This window comes from Streptomyces fuscigenes (assembly GCF_021556455.1).
Lineage (GTDB): Bacteria > Actinomycetota > Actinomycetes > Streptomycetales > Streptomycetaceae > Streptomyces > Streptomyces fuscigenes.
Window position 1 is genome coordinate 1 of record NZ_JAKGCV010000537.1, and the last position, 3,294, is coordinate 3,294.

The following is a 3,294-nucleotide window of genomic DNA, read 5'->3' on the forward strand; positions in this document are numbered from 1 at the left end:
CCGTCACCACGCCTCGCGGCGGGGGCGAATCGGCAGCGGCTGCCGTCGGCGGATTCGGGTGGGTGGTCACCGCGACGGCTCGCGGCGGCAGGTCCGCGCCGCGCGTCCCGGGCGTGCGCGCCGCGGTTCACGGACGGCCGGCGGCGCCGGACCCGGCGGAGCCCAGGCCCGTGGGGTCCGCGTCTCCCCCGGCGCCGAGCAGTCCGGTGGCCCGGAACGGCGTCGTCCCGGCGATCCTCGGCAGGCTGCGCCGGGCGATCCGGGTGACCACGGGCGGCAGTGCCGCGCGCCCCACCTGGGCCGCCACGAGCCACCGGGGCACGTAGACGGTGCGGGAGCGCCGTTCGACCGCCGTGACGAGGCGGCCCGCCACGTCGTCGGTGGTGAACACCTTGCGTGCGGGGCGGGGCATGTGCGCGCGCAGCTCCCGCAGCACCGTGTGGCGGTCCATGTCCCGGATCATGTCGGTGTCGGTCCAGTTGAGGTAGCCGATGCCCACGGCGATGCCCAGGTGGGCGGTCTCGGCCTGGAAGGAGTGCGCGAACGACTCGGCGCCCGCCTTCGACGCGCAGTACGCGCTCATCAGCGGCGCCGCGCCGAGGGAGGCGAGCGAGGCGACCTGGAGGTGGTATCCGCGGGTGGCGGTCAGGTCGGGCAGGAACGTGCGGGCGGTGATCGCGCTGCCGACGAGGTTGACCTCCACGACCCGGCGCCACGTCGCGGCGGAGGTCTCGGCGAGCGGTCCGCCCTCCGCGAGGCCCGCGTTGGCCACGACGGCGGACGGGGTGCCGAGCCGTTCACGCACCGCGGCGGCGGTCTCCGCCATGGCGGTGTCGTCGGTGACGTCGACCTCCCACCAGTGCGCGGGGCCGGGGAGCCCGCCGGCCTCCCGGGCCAGGAGCCCCGGCTCCGTGCCGATCAGTGCGACGGTGGCGCCGCGACGGGACAGTTCGCGGGCCACGGCGGCGCCGACGCCGCGTGCGGCCCCGGTGACGACGGCGACCCGCCCGGTCAGTACCGGCCGCTTGCTGCTTCGCATGCCCTTCACCGTACGCACAGGGGCGGGACTCCGCCCGCGGGTGCCGGCCGCGCCGGGGCCGGATCGGCGTGCGCGGGCCGGCGGCGCGGCCACTGCGTCGGGGCGGCGAGGTGTGCGGCCCGGGCGGCTGGGCACCCGGCGTTTCTCCGCCACTCTTCCCGGGAGCCGCCATGGCAGTGCGTCACCGGTACGTCGACCGGGCGCCGGATGCGCTCTGGGCCGTCCTGAACGACCCCTACCGCTTCGGCGACTGGGTCGTCGGCACGTCCTCGTCGCGCCCCGAGCAGGGCGACTGGCCGCAGCTCGGGTCGTCCTTGCGCTACACCGTCCGCCTGGGCCCCAAGACGTTCGAGGGCAGCACCGTGGTGCGCCGCTACGAGCCGCCGGGGATCCTCGAACTGGAGGCGCACGCGGGGCCCCTCGGCACCGCCCGCATCGCCTTCGACATCCGGCGGTGGGGGGACGGCACGCTGGTCATCGTGGACGAGCACCCGTTGCGGGGCATCGGCGGCAGCGCCCACAACGGCATCGTGGACCGCGTCATCCAGCTCCGGCACCGCCAGATGCTCAAGCGGCTCGAACAGGCCGCCGAGGACGAACCCGTGGGTCCCGCACGCCGCGACGCCCATGCCTGAGCCGGCGGGACCGACGTCGCGCACGTGCCGCAACTCCTGGAGGCCCTCATGACGGACGCCGTGGTCATCGGCGCGGGACCCAACGGCCTGGTGGCCGCGAACCTGCTCGTCGACGCCGGGTGGAGCGTGGAACTGCTGGAGGCCGGCGACGAGCCGGGAGGAGCGGTGCGCAGCGACCGCGCGGTGCATCCGGACTACGTGACCGACCTCTTCAGCTCCTTCTACCCGCTGGCGGCGGCCTCGCCCGTGATCAAGGGCCTGGAGCTGGAGCGGGAGGGGCTGCGCTGGAGCCACGCGCCCCATGTCCTCGCCCATCCCCTGCGCGACGGCAGGGCCGCCGTGCTGGACCGGGACCGGAACGTGACGGCCGGGAGTCTGCGGGGATTCGCCGAGGAGGACGGCGAGGCGTGGCTGTCGTTGTGCGCGCTGTGGGACGGGCTCGCGCACGATCTGACGGAGACCCTGTTCACGCCGTTCCCGCCGGTCCGCGCGGGCCTCCGGCTCGCGGCCCGGCTGCGGGCGGCGGGCGGGCTGCGCTTCGCCCGGCGCATGCTGATGCCGGTGCGGCGCTTCGGTGAGGAGGAGTTCGCCGGGGAGGGCGGCCGGCTGCTGCTCGCCGGAAACGCCCTGCACGCGGACCTGTCGCCGGAGGCGGCGGGCAGCGGCGGCTTCGGCTGGCTGATGGCCATGCTGGGCCAGGAGCACGGTTTCCCCGTTCCCGCGGGCGGCTCCAGCGCGCTCGTGGACGCGCTGGTGCGCCGGTTCGTGCGAAGGGGCGGGTCGCTGCGCTGTGGAGAGCGTGTCACCGAGGTCGTGGTGCGCGGGGGCCGGGCCGTGGGCGTGCGTACGGCGAGCGGGGACGCGGTGCGCGCGCGCCGGGCGGTCCTGGCCGACGTCGCCGCTCCCGACCTGTACCTGGGGCTCCTGGACCGGGCCCACGTCCCGCCGGGCATCCTGGCCGATCTGCGCAGGTTCCAGTGGGACTTCGCGACGTTCAAGGTGGACTGGGCGCTCGGCGGGCCGGTGCCGTGGGCCGCGCCCGGGGTCGCCGGCGCGGGCACCGTGCACCTGGCGGAGGGCGTGGACGAGCTGACGCGCTTCGCCGCGCAGATCGCCATGCGGCAGGTGCCCGACCGCCCCTTCGCCCTGATGGGGCAGATGACCACGGCGGACCCGGGGCGCTCACCCCTGGGCACCGAGGCGGCCTGGGCGTACACGCACGTGCCGCACCGCATCGCCGGGGACGCCGGCTCCGCGGGCATCACCGGCACGTGGGACGCTGCCGAGGCCGAGGCCATGGCCGACCGGGTGGAGGAGCAGGTCGAACGCTACGCGCCGGGCTTTCGCGACCGTGTCCGCGCGCGCCGCGTGCTCACCCCGGCCACACTGCAGGAACTGGACTCGAACCTGCACGGCGGCGCGATCAACGGCGGTACGACCAATCTGCACCAGCAGCTGGTCTTCCGGCCGGTTCCCGGCGCCGGGCGCCCCGAGACCGCCGTGCCCGGGCTCTACCTCGCCTCCGCTTCGGCGCATCCGGGCGGCGGCGTGCACGGCGCGCCGGGCGCCAACGCGGCCCACGCCGCCCTGCACGCCCGGGCCGCGGGACGCCGCGTGCTG

At 76.3% G+C, this 3,294-nt stretch carries 3 protein-coding genes; 2 read left to right on the forward strand and 1 reads right to left on the reverse strand.

The genetic code is table 11. The features are described 5' to 3' along the window. Window positions 1–127: 127 nt before the first annotated feature. Entirely contained in the window at window positions 128–1,039 is a 912-nt protein-coding gene (locus tag L1885_RS25885; RefSeq protein WP_235799587.1) for an SDR family oxidoreductase, read from the reverse strand. Window positions 1,040–1,209: 170 nt separating this feature from the next. On the opposite strand from L1885_RS25885, the gene L1885_RS25890 reads away from it, so the two are divergent. Further along, window positions 1,210–1,674, forward strand: coding sequence for an SRPBCC family protein (locus L1885_RS25890; protein ID WP_235799588.1), 465 nt, complete (start codon window positions 1,210–1,212; stop codon window positions 1,672–1,674). Window positions 1,675–1,722: 48 nt separating this feature from the next. Further along, the coding region (locus L1885_RS25895) for a phytoene desaturase family protein (RefSeq protein WP_235799589.1) at window positions 1,723–3,294 on the forward strand (1,572 nt) is incomplete at its 3' end.